At 44.7% G+C, this 19,073-nt stretch carries 22 protein-coding genes; 11 read left to right on the plus strand and 11 right to left on the minus strand.

From position 1 onward, the window contains the following. The first annotated feature begins 59 nt into the window (after nt 1-59). Together R7Q11_RS11725 and purF are read left to right on the plus strand one after the other, a co-directional pair. Nucleotides 60-551: a CvpA family protein gene (locus R7Q11_RS11725; protein ID WP_005380590.1), complete on the plus strand. Its 492-nt coding sequence runs from the start codon at nt 60-62 to the stop codon at nt 549-551. A gap of 36 nt (nt 552-587) precedes the next feature. Then, nucleotides 588-2,102, plus strand: coding sequence for an amidophosphoribosyltransferase (gene purF, locus R7Q11_RS11730; RefSeq protein ID WP_005380592.1), 1,515 nt, complete (start codon nt 588-590; stop codon nt 2,100-2,102). Nucleotides 2,103-2,168: 66 nt separating this feature from the next. Here purF and R7Q11_RS11735 read toward each other — a convergent pair whose 3' ends face one another. Further along, complete coding sequence (locus R7Q11_RS11735; RefSeq protein WP_005384959.1) at nt 2,169-3,044, minus strand: LysR family transcriptional regulator; 876 nt, start codon at nt 3,042-3,044, stop codon at nt 2,169-2,171. A 289-nt stretch (nt 3,045-3,333) separates the two neighbouring features. On the opposite strand from R7Q11_RS11735, the gene R7Q11_RS11740 reads away from it, so the two are divergent. The 7 genes from R7Q11_RS11740 (at nt 3,334) to recR (ending at nt 9,079) form a co-directional block, all read left to right on the plus strand. Further along, nucleotides 3,334-4,440 (plus strand): response regulator, encoded by a 1,107-nt coding sequence (locus R7Q11_RS11740; RefSeq protein WP_005380606.1) that lies wholly within the window; start codon nt 3,334-3,336, stop codon nt 4,438-4,440. 223 nt (nt 4,441-4,663) lie between these two features. Next, nucleotides 4,664-4,795, plus strand: coding sequence for a hypothetical protein (locus tag R7Q11_RS11745; RefSeq protein ID WP_005380608.1), 132 nt, complete (start codon nt 4,664-4,666; stop codon nt 4,793-4,795). Nucleotides 4,796-4,828: 33 nt separating this feature from the next. Beyond that, nucleotides 4,829-5,215 carry a YbaN family protein gene (locus tag R7Q11_RS11750; RefSeq protein WP_225466465.1) on the plus strand — a complete coding sequence of 129 codons (387 nt, stop codon included), beginning with the start codon at nt 4,829-4,831 and terminating at the stop codon, nt 5,213-5,215. Between the two features lie 162 nt (nt 5,216-5,377). Next, nucleotides 5,378-5,923 carry an adenine phosphoribosyltransferase gene (apt, locus tag R7Q11_RS11755; RefSeq protein WP_005380615.1) on the plus strand — a complete coding sequence of 182 codons (546 nt, stop codon included), beginning with the start codon at nt 5,378-5,380 and terminating at the stop codon, nt 5,921-5,923. Between the two features lie 8 nt (nt 5,924-5,931). Continuing rightward, nucleotides 5,932-8,037 (plus strand): DNA polymerase III subunit gamma/tau, encoded by a 2,106-nt coding sequence (gene dnaX / locus R7Q11_RS11760; protein WP_104975518.1) that lies wholly within the window; start codon nt 5,932-5,934, stop codon nt 8,035-8,037. Between the two features lie 82 nt (nt 8,038-8,119). Continuing rightward, complete coding sequence (locus R7Q11_RS11765) at nt 8,120-8,449, plus strand: YbaB/EbfC family nucleoid-associated protein (RefSeq protein ID WP_005380618.1); 330 nt, start codon at nt 8,120-8,122, stop codon at nt 8,447-8,449. Between the two features lie 30 nt (nt 8,450-8,479). Next, nucleotides 8,480-9,079, plus strand: a complete 600-nt coding sequence (gene recR, locus R7Q11_RS11770; RefSeq protein ID WP_005380619.1) for a recombination mediator RecR — start codon at nt 8,480-8,482, stop codon at nt 9,077-9,079. Nucleotides 9,080-9,130: 51 nt separating this feature from the next. On the opposite strand, the gene aqpZ is transcribed toward recR, so the two are convergent. The 3 genes from aqpZ to R7Q11_RS11785 all read right to left on the minus strand — a co-directional run bounded on the left by aqpZ (nt 9,131) and on the right by R7Q11_RS11785 (nt 10,692). Further along, entirely contained in the window at nt 9,131-9,829 is a 699-nt protein-coding gene (gene aqpZ, locus R7Q11_RS11775; RefSeq protein WP_042522509.1) for an aquaporin Z, read from the minus strand. A 228-nt stretch (nt 9,830-10,057) separates the two neighbouring features. Next, entirely contained in the window at nt 10,058-10,306 is a 249-nt protein-coding gene (locus tag R7Q11_RS11780; protein ID WP_017820793.1) for a YkgJ family cysteine cluster protein, read from the minus strand. 137 nt (nt 10,307-10,443) lie between these two features. After that, complete coding sequence (locus R7Q11_RS11785; protein ID WP_005380625.1) at nt 10,444-10,692, minus strand: GlsB/YeaQ/YmgE family stress response membrane protein; 249 nt, start codon at nt 10,690-10,692, stop codon at nt 10,444-10,446. A 188-nt stretch (nt 10,693-10,880) separates the two neighbouring features. Here R7Q11_RS11785 and R7Q11_RS11790 point away from each other — a divergent pair, with 188 nt between their 5' ends. After that, nucleotides 10,881-11,321 carry a YcgN family cysteine cluster protein gene (locus R7Q11_RS11790; RefSeq protein WP_005384948.1) on the plus strand — a complete coding sequence of 147 codons (441 nt, stop codon included), beginning with the start codon at nt 10,881-10,883 and terminating at the stop codon, nt 11,319-11,321. Nucleotides 11,322-11,512: 191 nt separating this feature from the next. Next, complete coding sequence (locus R7Q11_RS11795) at nt 11,513-13,192, plus strand: mechanosensitive ion channel family protein (RefSeq protein ID WP_005380681.1); 1,680 nt, start codon at nt 11,513-11,515, stop codon at nt 13,190-13,192. Between the two features lie 69 nt (nt 13,193-13,261). Here R7Q11_RS11795 and R7Q11_RS11800 read toward each other — a convergent pair whose 3' ends face one another. From R7Q11_RS11800 to rlmA, 7 genes are all read right to left on the minus strand, one after another. Next, the gene (locus tag R7Q11_RS11800; RefSeq protein ID WP_005384942.1) at nt 13,262-13,546 is read right to left on the minus strand and encodes a putative quinol monooxygenase; all 285 of its coding nucleotides are present in this window, start codon (nt 13,544-13,546) and stop codon (nt 13,262-13,264) included. 17 nt (nt 13,547-13,563) lie between these two features. Next, the gene (locus R7Q11_RS11805; RefSeq protein WP_225466457.1) at nt 13,564-13,959 is read right to left on the minus strand and encodes a VOC family protein; all 396 of its coding nucleotides are present in this window, start codon (nt 13,957-13,959) and stop codon (nt 13,564-13,566) included. Nucleotides 13,960-14,099: 140 nt separating this feature from the next. Next, nucleotides 14,100-14,399 (minus strand): ribbon-helix-helix domain-containing protein, encoded by a 300-nt coding sequence (locus R7Q11_RS11810; protein WP_005384938.1) that lies wholly within the window; start codon nt 14,397-14,399, stop codon nt 14,100-14,102. A 136-nt stretch (nt 14,400-14,535) separates the two neighbouring features. Next, a complete protein-coding gene (locus R7Q11_RS11815) occupies nt 14,536-16,113 on the minus strand; it encodes an alkaline phosphatase (RefSeq protein ID WP_005380687.1) in 1,578 nt (525 codons plus the stop codon). 398 nt (nt 16,114-16,511) lie between these two features. Further along, nucleotides 16,512-16,871 (minus strand): hypothetical protein, encoded by a 360-nt coding sequence (locus tag R7Q11_RS11820; RefSeq protein ID WP_213866413.1) that lies wholly within the window; start codon nt 16,869-16,871, stop codon nt 16,512-16,514. A gap of 251 nt (nt 16,872-17,122) precedes the next feature. Continuing rightward, entirely contained in the window at nt 17,123-18,070 is a 948-nt protein-coding gene (locus tag R7Q11_RS11825) for a ChaN family lipoprotein (RefSeq protein WP_186584757.1), read from the minus strand. Nucleotides 18,071-18,168: 98 nt separating this feature from the next. Beyond that, nucleotides 18,169-18,996, minus strand: a complete 828-nt coding sequence (gene rlmA, locus R7Q11_RS11830) for a 23S rRNA (guanine(745)-N(1))-methyltransferase (RefSeq protein WP_005380691.1) — start codon at nt 18,994-18,996, stop codon at nt 18,169-18,171. Nucleotides 18,997-19,073: the final 77 nt, after the last annotated feature.

The raw sequence follows: 19,073 nt of genomic DNA on the forward strand, positions 1-19,073 counted from the left end.
AAACGTTTGCGTCAGCATTTTTTCTGTTAAAATGCGCGCCAACTTAAGATGAAGAAAAGATGAATTGGATAGATTTTATCATTTTAGGTGTGATCGGATTTTCAGCTCTGATCAGTTTAGTTCGCGGTTTTGCTAAAGAAGCTTTGTCTTTGGTGATTTGGTTCGGAGCGTTTTTTATCTCCAGTAATTACTATGCCAAATTGGCGGTGTACTTCACCAACATCGAAGATGATATGTTTCGTAACGGAGCGGCGATTGCGGCGTTATTTGTCGCAACCTTGGTAGTTGGTGCAGTGGTGAATTACGTCATTGGTCAACTGGTACAAAAAACAGGGCTATCAGGTACGGACCGAATTCTCGGGATTGTATTTGGTGGTCTACGCGGAGTCTTAATTGTTTCTGCGGTGCTGTTTTTTATGGATGCGTTTACTGCATTCCCAAGCTCGGATTGGTGGAAAGATTCACAGTTGATCCCTGAGTTCAGCCGTATCATCGCCCCATTCTTCGAGCATTTACAAGCAACATCAAGTTTTCTGTCTGGCACTATCTAGTAGTGCCAGCTACTGTCGCAAATCGAGGATTAGGACATGTGTGGTATTGTTGGAATCGTGGGCACAACGCCTGTAAACCAGTCTATTTATGACGCGTTAACGGTGTTACAGCATCGTGGCCAAGATGCCGCTGGTATTTGTACCATAGAAAGCAATCGTTTTCGTCTGCGTAAGGCGAACGGTTTAGTCAAGGATGTATTTGAAGCAAGACACATGCAGCGCCTGCAAGGCGAGGTCGGAATTGGTCATGTTCGTTACCCTACAGCAGGCAGTTCAAGTGCTTCAGAAGCTCAACCTTTCTACGTAAACTCTCCTTTCGGTATTACACTTGCCCACAACGGTAACTTGACCAACGCTAACGAAGTTCGTCAGAAGCTGTTTGAAAAAGATCGCCGTCATATCAATACCACTTCAGACTCTGAAGTATTACTAAATGTACTGGCGCACGAAATTGACTCAGTAAAAGGAAATGTCACGACCGAAGACGTATTCCGCGCAGTCACCAATGTTCATCGCACAATTCGCGGTGCTTATGCTGTGACCGCCATGATCATTGGTCATGGTATGATTGCATTTCGTGACCCACACGGTATTCGCCCGCTGTGTTTAGGTAAGCGTGAAGTTAACGGCAGAGCAGAGTACATGGTTGCGTCTGAATCGGTGGCATTGGATGCGGTCGGTTTTGATTTCGTCCGTGATGTTGCACCTGGTGAAGCGATTTACGCAACGTTTGACGGTGAGCTTTACACGAAGCAGTGTGCAGACAATCCTAAGCTGAACCCTTGTATTTTCGAGTTCGTGTACTTTGCTCGTCCAGATTCGTTCATCGATAAAATTTCGGTATACAGCGCTCGCGTTGAAATGGGTAAAAAGCTGGGCGAACGTATTCGTGAAGATTACGCAAACCTTGATATCGATGTTGTCATTCCTATCCCTGAAACGTCTTGCGACATTGCACTGCAAATCGCTCAAGCGATCGATATCCCTTATCGCCAGGGTTTCGTGAAAAACCGTTATGTTGGACGTACGTTTATCATGCCTGGCCAGCAACAACGTAAGAAATCAGTACGTCGCAAGTTGAATGCTATTCGTTCGGAATTCAAAGGTAAGAATGTGTTGCTGGTGGATGACTCTATTGTTCGAGGTACAACGTCAGAGCAGATTATTGAGATGGCTCGTGATTCTGGTGCCAAGAAAGTGTACATGGTCTCAGCGGCTCCTGAAGTTCGTTTCCCGAACGTATACGGCATTGATATGCCAAGTGCTACAGAGCTTATTGCCCATGGCCGTGACAACGATACAATTTGTAAGCAGATTGGTGCCGATGCGCTTATTTATCAACGTCTAGAAGATTTGGTAGAGGCGGTAGGTCTTGGAAACCAAGACATTACTCAGTTCGATACTTCCGTGTTTAACGGCGAATACGTAACGGGTGATATCGACCAACAATACCTAGATTTCTTAGATGGTCTTCGTAATGATGATGCGAAAACACAACTTGAAATCCAACAGGATTTAGCAAACCTAGAGCTTCATAACGAAGGCGCATAGGATGCGCTTTCTTAAGTCGTAAAAAAACCAGAGCTTCGGCTCTGGTTTTTTGTTTTCGCTATCTAGTTAGTGAATGTTATAAGCGATCACAAAGTCAATAAAGAGGCGAACTTTCTCTGGCAGGTGGTCTTTGTGGTTGTAAAGCATATAAATGTCGCGCGGGTTTGCACTCCAATCTGGCAGTACGCGTACCAAATCGCCGCTCTCGATGTACTCTTTGATCATGACATCTGGCATTAGTGTGATGCCTAAACCTTCGGAACAAGCGCTGCGCACCACATTGAGCGCGTTTGCTTGAAAACGACCACGATCAACATTCACCACAGACTCGCCTTTGCTATTAATCAAGGTCCACTTAATAAGTGGGTACCCTTTTAGCAATGAATGGTTAGATAGCTCTTCTGCATGGTGTGGCGCAGGATTCGAGGTTAGATAGTCAGGGCTTGCAACGAGAATATCCTTCACTTCGCCAATCTTACGCGCGATGAGGCTAGAGTCGCGTTGCGGTCCCACTCGAAAAATTACATCCCATTCAGTAGGGTCAAGCTTGTCCGCATTATTCTCTGTCGTTAGCTCAATGTTGATGTCCGGGTACTGCTTCATAAAGCTGTTGAACATCGGCATCATCATTCGTTTAGTTAAGTTGTAAGGCGCGGATATCTTAATCTTGCCGGATGCTCCTCGGCAGTCGTCAGTGATTTCCTCTGCTGCGGTCGTTAGCCTTTGTAGTAAAGGAGAGCACTCATGGTAAAAACGTTCCCCTGCTTCAGTGAGCGAGAGTTTGCGAGCATGACGGTTCAATAGTCGAAGATTGACAGAGTCTTCTAGCGCTTGAATGCGTCGGGTGATGGTCGCAACCGGGATCATGGTTTTTCGCGAAGTTGCGGTGTAGCTCCCATTTTCGACAACCAGTCGAAACAGGTTTAAGTCATCTAATTTCATATTTCCAGACACATTAAATTACCGATTACGGTTAATTTATAATTAACTTTGTGATCAAAGCTTGCTTTAAGTCAACATGTTGCATCATTTGAACACAGCAACCCTGTTTGAGTAAATACTGTTATACGCCGTAATATTTGTATTAATGCAGTTTCCGAGCTAAGTTTTATAACAAGGCGAAGCGGCCTCAGGTCTTGCTGTGACACGTTTTGCTGGAAGTAAACACAACAAAAATAATGACTTAATAATAAATCTGTTTTTTTGACTGAGCTTTGTGAGGGATAAAGGTATGTTTAAGACTCACAGTCAAACGGCAATGGTCTCGGCACAGGAAGTGATTAATCAAAAACTAATAATGTTGGTGGACGATGATCCAATATTTCGTAAAGTAACCAATGCCTATTTAGAAAGTCAGGGTTTTAAAGTAGTAGAAGCAGAAAACGGCCTAGAAGCGCTTCAACAACTCAGGGAATGCCAACCCGATCTTATCTTATGTGATTTATCGATGCCGGTCTTAGATGGTATCGAGTTCGTCGAAGAAGTTAGTCTCGAATATCCATATATGCCGCTTATCGTGGTATCAGGCACGGATGAAATGTCCGATGTCGCGAAAGCGTTGCGATTTGGTATTAAAGATTTTCTTCCTAAACCGATAGGTAATTATGAGCACCTATCTCAGGCGATAGAGAATACGCTAGAAGATACCGATAGCCACTTCTCAGAACAACGTGACTTTTCAAGTCAGTGGTTCAGGGTTGATGATGGTGGTGAAATCCCAGATGAACAAGAGCTGTATTGGCATCTGGAATATTTACAACAGAATCCGAGTGCGGCAAGAGATTTACTGCAAGCTCTATTGCCAGAGAAGGATGCTGCTCAGGGAGATTGGCGCTGCTCGTACCGTTTATTGCAATCGACGGATGTGATGCCCTTGGTTTTCGATTATCGTTGGTTAATGAATGGTCAATTTGCGTTTTATCTCGTTGATTCTGCTTCCCAAGCTAATGATGGAGTTGCGACGACATTGCTCGTTAGGGCATTGTTTGACGATTATCTCCGTAACTTGAAAAGTTTCAGTGCTGATCTCAAGGACATGGTAGGGATCATTGAAAAAGGAATTGAGTGTTCGGAGTGTGCGGGTGCAGTCAATGCTGTGTTTGGTGTCGCCGACCTCGCTTCATCCTCGGTCTCTATATTGCCTGCGGGTTTAGATAGCCATTGGTCTGACGGAAATACGAATCAACACATCGCAGCAGGTAACCGTTTAGGGGGAGGAAGTATGAAAAACTTCATCACCCGCGATTTACCGCTTAGTGTTGCAGGACAGTTGTCCATCGGGTGTTTAGGTTCTTCAAGTTTTAGTTTAAGTATTACCCGGAAATCCCGACTAGTATAATTATGACTTGCAAACCAATAAGCAGCGTCCTGACGCTGCTTATTATCTTTTTAGAACCACCAAAACAACATACGTTTAGTTCAATAACCTTACTTTTTACTGGTGTTTAGATTTGGCTGTTTAATGTATAGTCAGAGCTTAAAACAATAATGACCCATTTGTGCAACGATAATTTAACGCTGTGCCTTGGGAGAAGCAAAGTCAACTAGTGAGAAGACACATCATGGCAGACAAAGATTTTAAAGAGCCTTATAATATTTTTTACTTTTTAGGTTTTATTGCAGTTCTTTTGATCCCAACACTTCCTGCAACGCTAACCTGGCTTCGTGTAATGAATGGTTACGCAGGCTTTTAATCTAGCTATTTTGTACCGGAGTTCACCATTCGTATTAAGCGTTACTTTTTCAATACTGTTGGTGGACTCTGTATTGTGCTCGGCATAGCCGGCATAGCCCTTCCACTTTTACCCACCACACCTTTTATTTTGCTTGCTAGCGCATGTTTTACGCGTGGTAGCCCCGCATTTCATCAATGGTTACATAACCACAAAACGTTTGGACCCATTCTCGACAATTGGCATAAGCATCGGGCTGTTACTTCAAAAGTAAAAAAGCGTGGTGCGATTTTTATTGCGCTTAGTTTCATGGTTTCAATCGTTGTTGTCCCCCTCGTTTGGGTAAAAATTGGTCTTTTAGTGATGCTAATCGTTTTACTCAGCTGGTTTATGCGTCTGCCTGTGATTGAGTTGGTTGCTGACCGAGAAGAAAATCACTAAGATTGTAGAGAATAGTGTGCCCGCTCTTCGAGTGGGCGTTTGTATTTTCAGCGCCTGTGACTTTTACGAAAATAAGCACATAGTGGTGAAAACCTATTGTTCGTTGCCCTCGTGATACTGCGATTAGAGAGGGCGATGAGCCAATCTAAGTAAATCGGTATTATGACTACAGAAACAATTTCACTGATCAAATCTAGCATCAAAAGCATCCAAGACTACCCAAAGCCAGGCATTCTATTTCGTGATGTGACGAGCCTTCTTGAAGACGCGAAAGCATACCAAGCAACGATCAACTTACTTGTTGAACGTTACAAAGATATGGGCTTTACCAAGGTTGTGGGTACGGAAGCTCGTGGCTTTCTATTTGGCGCGCCTTTAGCGCTTGAGCTAGGTGTTGGTTTTGTACCAGTGCGTAAACCAGGCAAGCTACCACGCCCTACTGTTGCTCAATCTTATGAGCTTGAATACGGCGTTGATACACTAGAAATCCATACAGATGCCATCGTTGAAGGCGACAAAGTACTGGTTGTCGACGATTTATTGGCAACGGGCGGTACTATTGAAGCGACGACTAAGCTGATTCGCCAACTGGGTGGTGAAGTTGAGCACGCTGCGTTCGTTATCAACCTACCAGAAATCGGTGGCGATAAACGTTTAGAAGCATTAGGTCTAAACGTGTACAGCATCTGCGATTTTGAAGGACATTAATACATTCAATGAGTTATTTAGCTTTAGCGCGAAAATGGCGTCCTAATCAGTTTGACCAAGTTGTCGGACAAAAACATGTCCTGACGGCGTTGGAAAACGCACTGGCGCAAAACCGTTTACACCATGCTTATCTGTTCAGCGGGACTCGTGGTGTGGGTAAAACGAGTATCGGTAGGCTGTTTGCCAAAGGCTTGAACTGCGAAACCGGCATTACCGCGACACCTTGTGGTAAGTGTGATACTTGTCGTGAAATTGATGAAGGTCGCTTTGTCGATCTTCTTGAAATCGACGCAGCATCACGTACTAAAGTTGAAGACACTCGTGAACTGTTAGACAACGTTCAATACAAACCTGCTCGTGGACGTTTTAAAGTGTACCTCATCGATGAGGTGCACATGCTATCGCGTCACTCTTTCAATGCGTTGTTGAAAACCCTGGAAGAGCCGCCAGAGTATGTGAAGTTCTTACTCGCAACAACTGATCCACAAAAGCTGCCTGTCACTATATTGTCGCGTTGTCTTCAGTTTCATCTGAAACCAATCAGCGTTGATGATATTCACCAGCAACTTGATTACATCCTAGGTCAAGAGCAAGTTTCAGCAGAGCCAAAAGCGTTGGGTATGATCTCACATGCTGCAGATGGCAGTATGCGTGATGCTCTCAGCTTGACTGATCAAGCAATTGCATTAGGTAACGGTGCGGTGCAAGCCGATATTGTCAGCCACATGTTGGGGACGATTGATACCGACCAAGCGATTCACTTACTAGAGTCAATCAGCAGCAAGAAACCTCAACAAGCTATGGATAAAATCCAACAATTAGCGGCAAATGGTGTTGAGTGGGATGGTTTGTTGCAGCAAGTCGCAACACAGTTACACCGAATTGCGATGTATCAAGCGTTGCCCGCGTCGTTAGACCGAGCACAACCAGATGCAGAGAAAATTGAGCTGTTGAGTAAAGCTCTAAGCCCGCAAGACGTTCAGCTTTACTATCAAATTGCATTGAAAGGTCGTGAAGATTTGACCCTCTCGCCAAATGGGCGAGTCGGTTTGGAAATGATTGTGCTGCGTATGATGGCGTTCCGCCCATCAAATAACAGTGGGGCAAATGTTGTTTCTAGTAACTGCGAGCCAGCGTCATCTCCGGCTCAAAGTACCAGTCAACCAAAGGCTGCGCCAGCTCAGACAGCCGCTGCTCCTCGAGCTCAGCAGCCGAGTCCAGCACAAAGCACACCACAAGTGGCGCCTCAACCTTCATCCAGTTCGCAACCTGAGTATCAAGCGAGTGGATATGAGACGGTTCCACCACAGTATGATATGGCGCCGCCGATGAGTGAAAACCCAGCGCCGCAGCATGAAACGCCACCTCAACAAATGCAAGAGAGCGTTTCAACACCAGCGCGCGGTGGTCTAAGCGGTTTACGTCACCAATTACGTTCTCAGCGTCAAGGCCTACAACAGAACACTCCTCAAAATGGTGGCTCAAAAAAGCCTAAAGCGGCATCTGCACAACCAGAATCGGTTATCGACCGAGTAGCGCAATTGCATGGCAGTTCCGCGCAGGTGTCGCCAAACTCAGCTCCGAAGTCGACGGAGCCACAAGTTGAGGAAGCGTATCGCTGGCGTCCAAGCAAGCCTGTTGAGACAAAAGTAAATACAAAACTGACACCTACGCAGCTCAAGCAGGCACTTGAGCATGAGAAAACGCCTGAAATGGCACAAAAGCTCATCGATGAGTCATTAGAACATAATGAATGGGCGAAGCTAATCAGCTTAATGGAGATCCCTAAGCTGGTAGAGCAACTTGCGCTAAACTCTCATTATAGTAAGGAAGGAACAACCGTTTCGTTACTATTGAGAAGCAGCCAAGCTCATTTGAATACTGATAGAGCTCAAGCCGAATTGCTTAAAGCACTTAATACCGTGTTGGGTGAAGAGTGCCACATGAGCATCGAAATAGGGGAGAGTGGAGAAACACCACTTGAACTGAGAGATAGGCTCTACCAAGAGAAATTACAGCAAGCGCTGAACAGTTTAGAAAACGATCCAAATGTTCAATTTATTGAACGTCGTTTTGCTGCAGAGCTTGATAAAGATAGTGTGCGCCCTATCTAATAATCGAATGGAATGGGGTTGAAAACCCAAAGGTATAACCCCATTAATTGATGCAACACCTCATTAAACCAGAGAGATAAACATGTTTGGTAAAGGCGGTATGGGCAACCTAATGAAGCAAGCCCAGCAAATGCAAGATCGCATGCAAAAGCTTCAAGAAGAAATCGCGAATATGGAAGTAACTGGCGAGTCTGGTGCTGGCCTAGTTAAAGTTACTATCACTGGTAGTCACAGCGTACGTCGTGTTGACATCGATGAAAGTTTGATGGAAGACGACAAAGAAATGCTTGAAGATCTGATCGCTGCGGCGTTCAACGATGCAGCCCGTCGTGTTGAAGAAACTCAAAAAGAGAAAATGGCTTCTGTAACTGGCGGTATGCAACTACCACCAGGCATGAAAATGCCATTCTAATCTGCTGATATTTAATTAAGCGGACTTTTAATGCGTACCAGTCATATGCTGGAGCAATTGATGGAGGCCTTACGTTGTCTACCTGGGGTTGGCCCCAAGTCAGCGCAGCGTATGGCCTTTCATTTGTTACAGCGCGATAGAAAAGGCGGTTTGCAGCTTGCAGATGCGCTGAGTCAGGCAATGACAGAAATAGGTCATTGTACTGAGTGTCGAACCTTCACCGAAGAAGAAGTCTGTCACATTTGTACCAACCCAAAACGCCAAGAAAATGGTCAAATTTGTGTGGTAGAAAGCCCGGCAGACATCGCAGCCGTTGAAGCAACAGGCCAATATTCTGGTCGGTATTTTGTTCTTATGGGGCATTTGTCGCCATTAGATGGTATTGGTCCAAGTGATATTGGATTGGATGTCCTTGATTACCGCTTACGTCGCGGTGATATTACCGAAGTGATTTTGGCGACAAACCCAACAGTTGAAGGTGAAGCCACTGCCCACTACATCGCAGAGCTATGTAAAGAGCACCAAGTTGATGCCAGCCGCATCGCGCATGGTGTGCCTGTCGGTGGGGAGCTAGAGCTTGTTGATGGCACGACGTTGTCACATTCGCTATTAGGTCGACACAGAATTTAATAAAAAGCCGCTGAATTCAGCGGCTTTTTTGATTTTGGGAGTTAGGAACGATTAATCGTTCGATTCTTTACCAAGAAGATTTTTGTAGATAACCGCACCAAGCACGCCACCCACAATAGGAGCAATCCAGAACAGCCATAGCTGAGAAACCGCCCAGTCACCCACATATACTGCGACTGCCGTGCTACGAGCAGGATTTACTGACGTATTGGTGACAGGAATGCTGATCAGGTGAATGAGAGTCAAACACAGGCCAATTGCGATAGGTGCAAAGCCTTGTGGCGCACGTTTGTCTGTTGCACCCATAATGACAATCAGGAACATCATCGTCATGACAACTTCAGTCACAAGTGCAGCGATCATCGAGTATTGGCCTGGAGAGTGTTCACCATAACCATTGGCGGCAAAGCCAGAACCCACAACATCGAATCCTGCTTGTCCAGATGCAATAACGTAAAGCACGCCACCTGCGATAAGCCCGCCGATAACCTGTGAGATGATGTAGGGAACAACGTCTTTTGTCTCAAAACGACCGCCTGCCCAAAGGCCAACTGTCACTGCAGGGTTCAAGTGACAACCTGAAATATGACCGATAGCAAATGCCATCGTCAGAACGGTTAAACCGAATGCCAAAGAAACGCCCAACAGACCAATACCCACTTCAGGGAAACCCGCAGCCAACACCGCGCTACCACAGCCGCCTAACACTAGCCAGAACGTGCCAAAAGCCTCAGCCAAATACTTATTCATGTTCTTTCCTGATCTTTAATTAAATGACCCGCTGAACATAGTCGAGAATTGTCAATAAATTGTGAGGGAGATCGCGCGAAAACCGCAAATGGGACGCTATGTGGCAAGAGTTCTCAAGGGTGAGATAAAAGGCTGAGGGGGGAGTGCTAAATCTTGAGTTTGCTTTGATTACTGCCGCGGAGAGAAACAACCGAGGTACTAACTTTAAACGTGTGGTCTAGAGTCGCATTACGTCAATTGTTCTAATTCAGTGATGTTGTCGAGTGCTTCTTGATTGGTGTTGCCGCATACAATCGGACACGGTTTAAAATCGTGACAGACTTTAGGGCGTTCAGGCTTACCAAATAGCTTGCACAAATTGTCGTCGTTGAGTTGCACACAACGAACACCTGCAGGTTTGCCCTTGGGCATTCCAGGTATTGGTGAAGAGATACTTGGCGCAATACAGCACGCTCCACATCCTAATCGACAATCCATAATGTAAACCTCTTAAAAATTAAGGGGGTAATTATGGTCATTTTGACGTGGATTGGAAGAGTGAAGAAAGAAAAAAATAAAAGGGCGCGCTTAACATTACGCTCCCTTTTTGGTTTTTTGCTTTTAAATCATCGTGATTATTTTAAGAAACGGTTATAAACAAACAACAGAATAAATGCGCCTAGTGTTGCGGTAATGATACTACCAATGTTGACGCCAGTTGCTCCGCCGAAACCGAGAATGCCGCCAAGGAAGCCACCTACAAATGCCCCTGCAATACCAAGTAACATTGTTGCAATCCAACCGCCCCCATCTTTTCCTGGCATGAGCCATTTAGCAAGTGCGCCGGCGATTAAGCCCAAAATAATCCAAGAAATAATACCCATGAAAACTCCTTAATGCCTTCTTGATCAATTGAGTAATGGAAACTTGTTTAAGGATAGAACAGTAAAACGAAAGTAGTTGAATATCTCCACCGTTATGTGGGAAGGATGCAAGATCTTCTCAAAACTTGAACTTTTGCGTTGAGAAGAGTATAAATCGCCCCCTAAATTCCCTTGGTGAGACCTGAAGTATGAGCACTCCATTTTGGCAAAGTAAATCGTTAGAGCAGATGACAGAAGAGGAATGGGAATCTCTCTGTGATGGTTGTGGCAAATGTTGTTTGCATAAGCTGATGGATGAAGATACCGATGAAATCTACTATACCAATGTGGCTTGTAGCTGGCTGAACAGTAAAACGTGTTCATGTAAGGATTACCCAAACCGTTTCACTTCGGGTGAAGAGTGCACCAAGCTGACCCGAGAAGACATCGACGATTTTACTTGGCTGCCACACACGTGCGCTTACCGTCTGTTGGCTGAAAAGCAGCCTTTACCAGAATGGCATCCGTTGATTACAGGCTCTAAGTCCGCAATGCATGCGGCAGGGGAAAGTGTCCGTAACAAAGTTGTTTACGAGATTGATGTGGTGGATTGGGAAGACCATATTTTAAATCATCCCAACCGTCCTTAGTCGAATACAAACAAGCCTTTTATTGATTAAATGAAAGGCTTGTTTGCTATTGGGGCTCCCAACTTTGACGTCTCGCTAACGAAATGCTGCTCAGTTTATTATTTAGTGTTGTAAACTTAGGAGTATGATTTCAACGCTTTACACTTCTATTCCTGATTGTTTTGATCAGGATTGTTCCCTATGAGGTAAACATGACGTTTCATTTCCCCCAGAAACTGCGCCTGACATCTTGGGTGACATTATTCGCACTTGCCGTCATTATGTTCTCCCCAATGGCTGTTCATGCGACTGCTACTGACGATATCCAAGAGCCTTCTGCTGCCGAAATCTCGATTGACAACTTGAACCGAGAGATTGTGGATTTATCCCAAAGCCTCTCGCAAGCGAGTGGCGACGAGCGTGATGCCCTTCAACTGCAACTATTCCAAAAGAATGAAGAATTAAGAAGCCAGTTAGCGTCAGCGATTGAACGTGAAACTATCTCTCGCGACAAGCTGATCTTGCTAGTTAAAAAACAAGAACAATACTCTGAGGATGCGACGAACTATCTATCGGAAAAAATAAAGAAAGTCGTCGAGGATTTAAATAAGGCTAAGGATGAAGAGAAGCTTGCTCTTGTTAATGATTATCGAGAGCTACAGCGTTATCTTGATGTTAGCTTCGATTCGAGCTGGCAAAATCTCGCTTGGTTGAAGGAGCTAGGGGCCCAAAACGAGCGCGCAGAAGCGGAACTAAAAGATAAAATTGATAAACGTATGCGCTTACTGTCTGCTTCAATTGAGTACTTGAGTCAGCAAAGTGAGATCATTGGCTCCCAACTTTCGTCTAGCCCAGAGTCGGAAAAAGCGTCGTTGCAACTTAGTCAGCTCATTACTAAACAAAGGCTAAATATTGCGACAGAAAGCTTACGCAACCTGATTTCAATTGGTGATAAAGTCGGTTTAGAAACGTCTGAATACAAACGCCAAATTTTTGAAGTGACGGGTAATATCACCCATGATTTACTGAATACCAAAGTTGTGTGGTCAATACTGAGTCACTGGTCCAACTCGGCACTGGATTGGTTTGCCGAGAATGCACCGCAGCATATCTTCCAGTTGTTTGTTTTTGCGCTGATTTTATTGATCGCTCGTGGACTGGCTAAGTTAACGCGCAAAGTGGTCCGTAAGGCAGTTGCATCGAAAAACTTAAAACTTTCCCACTTGATGCAGGACTTCTTTATCTCGATGTCCGGCAAATTCGTGTGGGTGATCGGTATCATGGTAGGCTTATCTCAGCTTGGCTTGAACCTAGCGCCAATCCTAACCGGTTTCGGTATTGCTGGTGTGATTATTGGTTTCGCGTTGCAAGACACGTTATCCAACTTCGCGGCGGGTATGATGCTGCTTATTTATCGCCCATTTGATGTTGGTGATTTTGTGTATGCTGGCGGTGTAGATGGCAAGGTAAGCCATATGAGTTTGGTGAACACCACAATCCGTACGTTTGATAACCAAATTATTATTGTGCCTAACAGCAAAATCTGGGGAGATGTTATTAAGAACGTCACGCATGAACGCATTCGCCGCGTGGATATGGTGTTTGGCATTGGCTATGCGGATGACCTCTTAAAAGCGGAGTCAGTATTGTCTGATATCATTACCTCTCACCCTTCGGTACTTCGCACTCCAGAGCCAATGATCAAAGTTCATACATTAAATACGTCTTCTGTAGATTTTATTGTGCGTCCTTGGGTAAAAACGGATGATTACTGGGATGTATACTGGGATGTGACAAAAGAGGTGAAACTACGCTTCGACCGAGAAGGTATTTCGATTCCTTTCCCACAACAAGATGTGCATTTGCATATGGTGGAGAAGCAAGACGCTTAATCACAGGTCCCAACTAGTGAAAGGCACTCTAGATAGAGTGCCTTTTTTGATCTTCGGTTAGCGCTATAGTTACAGTTCGTTAAAGAACACCAGTTTAGGCTCGCATTCTAACAAGTTGTCGATCTGGCTAATCAAAAGAGCAAAGTGTTCTGTTTTACCATGAAGCTCAAATGCTTGTTGGTTTTTAAATTGCTCCTGAAAAACGAAGTGGCATGTATTGTCTTTATCTTGGAACAATTGATAACGAACGCAACCTTCTTCATTGCGAGTAGGTTCAAGCGCTCGGGTAAGTACCTCTTTCAACTCTTGTTCTTTTCCCGGTTGTGCATGAAAGGTAGCCGTCAAGTGAATCATAATGTTTACTCTTTTTGTTATAGGTAACGCCCTTGGCGTTGCAGGAACTCAATTTTGTAACCATCAGGGTCGGTTACAAAAAAGAACGTTGCTAAATGCTTTTGTTGATGGTCAAAGGCTTTGATGTCACCAGTTTCAATGCCGAGAGATTTAATGCGTTTGTGGGCTTGTTCAATGTCCTCCACGCTGACGGCAAGGTGGCCGTAACTTGAGCCGTGAGTGTAGGGCTCACTTTGGTCGTGATTGTGCGTCAGTTCCAATTCAAAGCCAGTTTCTTGGTTGGCTAGATAGGTTAGAGAAAAGCCATCAAAGATGTATTGATCAGCGACTTCTAGTTCAAGTACGTCACAGTAAAATTGTAGAGAGCGGTCCAGATCACTTACTCGGATCATGGTGTGAATCATTTTTGTCATAGGTACTCCTTGATAGTCCGCACAGGTTAGCGATTTCAAAAGGAGTCTGGGTAGTACTCTAGTACGACAAATTAGAAGATGCTCAAGGGTTTATAATACGGATGCATAGCCTAGGATGGTTATTGCTCGGTTGGTTGCTATTAACTGTTAAGTTGCGCAAGTGCTTGACGAGTGGTCTCTTGAGGTTGGCGGGCGTAAGTGAGGCAAGCGCATCGAAGTAAGGAGGCAAAGTTGTTCACTTCACCATTGTATTCGAGTGCTTCTTGATAAACAGTGCTTATGAATTTAGGAACCGTCATGTTTTGAGCACTAGCGATTTCCTCAAGAATTGTCCAAAAGCTCGCTTCAAGTTTTACACTGGTCGCGTGACCATCAATACGGATAGAGCGGGTGATGAACTGATAGTTGTCTTGGGGTTGCTTAGCAAAGATTTCGCACATTTTCTTTATTCATATAATTAAAGACCCATAATTATTGTGGTGTACGATTTAAAACGTCAACTGTTTTCATGCATAAAAAAACGCTCCCTTGCGAGAGCGTTGAAACATCACGAGTTGTGAAGTAAGTGCAAGTTGATTATTTAATTTGTTGCTTCAAGTACTCGCCTAGTTGCGAGTGGTGCATGATTTTTGATACCGGAAGGATAGTTTCTGCAGGTCCCCAAGCAAATACGTTGACAGGAGTATGCGTATGAGTACCCGTCCCCCATACTGTGTTTTGCTTTGTTGCATGCTCACGCGCTAGCAAGTTGCCACGGTCGTTGTAAGGAAAGAAAGCATCAAAGTCATTGATTGTCGGTACGTTCTCTTCGCTTAAGTATTTGTGTCCAGCGAGTCGGTATGGATTTGGTTTACTTGCTAATACGCGTTCTGCTTGCTCAGGCGTAATCGAAAAATCGCTATTTGCGTTCACGACTTCCGCAAACTTCTCTGGAGTTTGCTCTTTCTTATCAAGCGCTTGGAATTCACTGATCATGCCGTAGTAACTTTTCTTTTGGTTGTATAAACCATCGAGGATCTCGAACTGACCAAAGTTGAAGTTTGGCGCGTAATCCTGATTTTTGAATGCTTCGCCGTCGCGTTTTTGTGGTTTAGGCAAGTTTGCTGATGAGTAGCTAAAGCCAAAAGAGCCGGTTTCGTGGTCAGCAGTAACAATGATCAGGGTGTCATCACGGCCTTTTGCCCACTCATAAACTGAGTTTACCGCTTCATCGAATTTAAGCATTTCATGCAGCATCGTACCTGCATCGTTACTGTGGCCAGCCCAGTCAATTTGGCCGCCTTCAACCATCAAGAAAAAACCGTCTTTGTCTTTTGAAAGAATGTCGATTGCTTTGGTGGTCATTTCTTTCAGCGATGGCTGCGTGCGTTTTGGATCGTTTTTGCTTTGACTGTAGGCAATACCATCGTTCATGCCCGAGTAAGCAAAAAGTCCAAGTAATTTGTCACCTTTAGCTTGTGTGAGCATATCGCGGCTGAAAGCTAAGCTATAGCCTTGGTCTTGCGCTTCGGCAAGCAAGTTGCGTTCGTCTTTGCGTTTCGATTTTAGGTAGACATTACCTTGAGTGAGCTTTTCAAGTTGCTCGTATGTCTCTCCCTTGTCGTTTGTCGACTTTGGAATCCAATGACGAAGTCCACCAGACATCATCACGTCTACGCCTGTTTCGAGCATATCCGCCGCAATATTGTTTTCTAGGGAGCGATGTGGTTGATGAGCGGCAAATGCTGCTGGCGTTGCGTGGGTCATACGCGTATCAGAGACGAGCCCTGTCGCTTTACCTTTACTTTTGGCTTTTTCCAAAATAGTTTCGACATGGTTGCCTTGGCTATCAATGCCAATGACTTCAGAAGCGGTAGGGATTCCTGTCGCTAGCATCGTAGCTGAGCACGCAGAGTCGACGACAATTGCGTCTTCTGGATTGGTCAGTGATGATCCAATCACACCTTCTTGAGCGAGTTTGTATAACGCTGTGCTTTCGCCTTTGTAAACCGAGTTAGGTGCGTGTTTTGCGTAGGTCTCGAGTAAACCAACTTGTTGAGGACCCATGCCGTCGCCGATCATCAAAATGACGTTTTTGATTTCAGCTGAGAGTGCGTTGAAAGAGAGGGTAGATGCAGCCACTGCCGTAACGATTGGAGATACTAAGCGCTTCATTATATTTTCCTTGTTTATTGAAAGCGCAGGCATTAAAGCAATGATTTATGAAGGTTTTGTGTCGGTAATAAAAGTTTAACCAAATTGTCGTTTTTGTTTGGTTTTGCAGAAAAAATGAGTCGCTCTCTAACGTTCGTTAGTTTGGAAAGAAGAAAGCCCACAAACGTGGGCTTGGATTACGCTTAGGAGTTGAAAGCATGGACTAAAGTTATCCATTCAGTGCTTTCACAAGAAACCTAGTTTAGGGAGCAATAAACGAGCATGTATTATCGGGCCACAAGAGCGGTCGAATTCACTTACGTTTGCATCATATCGTTCTTTGGCTTATTAAATTATGGGCTGCAGTAAGTGTTTGGTTCAAATAGGATTTGTTGTCGTGATGATTATCAGACTGGTTATCAGACTAATGCCAGTATGATGCCACCAACGGTAAGTGCCGCAGAAAGGTATTGACCCGCAGAATATGAGCCATCCTCTTCTTTCTCGATTTTATCGGGGTGATCCATGCCAAGCGCACCATGCGTGAAAGATTCGACCTTTTCACCAACAGATTTATCTTCTGCTTCTATTTTCTTGCTGTCGTGCTCGATTTGTTGCAGAGCGGCAAGTAGCGCTTTGCCTTCGGTCGAAAGCGTCACCTTATTGTGTTCGACTTTCAGCGGCGAAGCACTAGTTTCTTCTTGTGCAATACTTGCTTGTTTAGAGACGACAGATTGTTTGGCATAGCTATTAACAGAAGTGCTTCCTACTGGATTCATCGAATACTCCTTGGAACATCGACACTCGGTCACTGAGTGCGGGTAAAAAGCAGTTATATTTTTATCGGCGGCAAAGTTTATTTCTGAAGCTATTTGGATAAAAACAGGTCTGCTTTTGCCGCTTCTAGTTTCTATTGGTGATCATTAGCAAAAAATAGACCAGCAGGAAGCAGACCCTTGTCACTCGATGAACTCGGAGCGGTGTGATGATGCAACGCAACGGCAAGGTAGTAACTTAAATTGAAGACCAGCTACTTACATTGAAGATCGTTATTGCGTTTAGTTAGATGTTGATATGCCGCCATGCGGTGAGCATCTTGTACATACCGTACTGGTGGTGCGAGAACCTCTAACTGATAGTCTGTATTATCAGAAAGCACGTTATCTGTTGGGCTAATTACAACCACTTTTAAGCTCGGGCTGCGGCTTAAGATTGATGCTGCCGTACCCAACCCTTGCTCGGTGTGAAACTTGCCTGCAACATGGACAACCTGAGCGCCTGGGTTGTCGTCTAGGTAGCTAACGATAGATTCCGCCATAGTTTCATCCCAGGTAACTTGAGCTGCAAACTGTTTTTCCGTCTGCTCTGGCTTACCGTGATGCATGGATGCCATGAACTTTTCTTTGTACGGACTACTACCAGTGTTGATGGCTTGTGCAATGAACATCCGCTGATCATCATCGAGCTTGTTAATGTAATCTAACCCTTGTCGACCAATGCATCGGACAATGCTCTTTGGTGCATTTGCTGCAATGACCGGGAGATTTTTCTGCTTAGCAAACTCCACGAGAGGGCGATAGTCGCTTTCATAATTGGGCCAAGCGTTGGCTTGTTTCATTAAGTACTGTTCGCCGATCTCCCCACGTAGGTAAGCGTCAACAACAGGTTGTTTGTCGCGGGTAAATTGTTCCATAGATAACGCGAGTGAGCGGTCGTAGGACGTAAGTTGTTTGAGCATATCGGTTTGAAAGCGATGAACGCCGGCGTGTGTGTGCCATTCACCAATAAGAATGACATCTGCTTGTTGCAGCTCAATTGGCAGTTTGCTTAGAGCGATGTGCTCGCCAGAAGGGGTGTATAGTTGATAGTCGTAAAAACTAGTGACTTCCGCTGAGGTTGCGTGAGAGTTGGTGTGCGTATATGAAGAGCAACCAGTAAGTAAGCCTGCAAAGAGCAAGCTCAAAGTAGAAAAGCGCATTGAAAAGCCTCCAAAAATGTCCGGATGATATTAATGGAGGCTGAGCAATGAATCAATATAAATGATAACTATTTGCGTTTGTTGTTTTTTTTGACTTATTAATTGAGTGTTTTTTTGCGATATACACGCAACATAAAATCAGCCTCACATTGGAAAAGTGTAGCGGATTTCAACTCTTCACGAAGAGCATCGGTTGCTTTCCATGCGAATGGCGTCATTTGCAATAAATCGATTGCGGCTCCGTTTTTCAAGTCCATAACATAGTTAAGATGCTGCTGGTGCTCTAATTCAAACCCTTCAATATGTTCTGGTTCTTCATTGTGAAGACGAACTTCTTGATAAATGCGCTCACGCAGTTGGTATAAGTGGCGGCTAGCAGGAGTAACCGTGACAACAACGCCGTCGTTTTTTACAACGCGCTGCAGCTCCTCAGCTTTACACGGGGCATAAATGCGCAAAATGGCATCTAAGGATTCATTTGCGAAGGGAAGTCGGTGACTAGAAGCCACACTAAAGTTGCAGTGCGTGTAACGCTTCGCCGCGTAACGAATGGCAACTTTGGAAATGTCTAAGCCATAAATCGTGGCATGGTTCGCTTGTGTTTCTATCGTCTTTTGTACTTGATCTGTGTAGTAACCTTCACCACAACCAATATCTAATAATTGATGGGTGCTCCCCTCAGTGTATGTTGCACACAGCTGCGCCACTTCTTGGCGCATTGGGTTGTAGTAATCTCCTTCAAGGAATCGACGACGAGCTTGCATCATCTCTTTGTTGTCACCAGGATCTTTAGAACGTTTGTGGTGCGCTGGCATCAAGTTAACGTAGCCTTCTTTTGCTAAGTCAAACTGATGATTGTTTTCGCACTTAAACGTTTTTTCATTTAACGCTAGAGCTTGGTGGCATAGAGGGCATTGATAGTTCATGACGATCTCGAACAGAAAGTAGGGCGGCAAATTCTATCAAAAAGCATGGTCTCAAGTGAAACAAAAAGAGCCGACTG

The sequence above is a fragment of the Vibrio sp. 970 genome (assembly GCF_033339075.1).